The organism is Gilvimarinus sp. 1_MG-2023 (assembly GCF_030548285.1).
On the sequence record NZ_JAUOSC010000424.1, the window covers coordinates 1 to 352 of the forward strand.

General features: G+C 50.6%; 1 protein-coding gene. It reads right to left on the bottom strand.

From position 1 onward, the window contains the following. Window positions 1-352: trigger factor (locus tag Q4563_RS17465; protein ID WP_303605398.1), on the bottom strand; the 352-nt coding region annotated here is incomplete at both ends.

Sequence of the window (352 nt, forward strand, 5' to 3'; positions counted from 1 at the left end):
GCCAGATTCCAAAGTCAGGGTGTGGCCTTCAGCTTTGCCACCCTCGAATGCTTCACCATCGACAAAGCCTTCAAAATCGATAACAACACGATCGCCATCTTCAGCAGCGGCATCGGTTTCTGTCCAGGTGGTGTTTTGTTGACGCAGGGTCTCCACCATTTTTTCCATATCGTCATCGGATACGGTGGCTGTCTTTTGCTCAATGGACAGCTCAGCAAAATCACCCAGAGCAACTTCTGGATACACTTCGAAGGTTGCCTTGAACTCAAGATCCTTGCCGTCTTCGTTTACCACAGGTTCAAAACTGGGCATTCCTGCCAGCTTGAGCGCTTGCTCCTGCACAGCCTGAAAG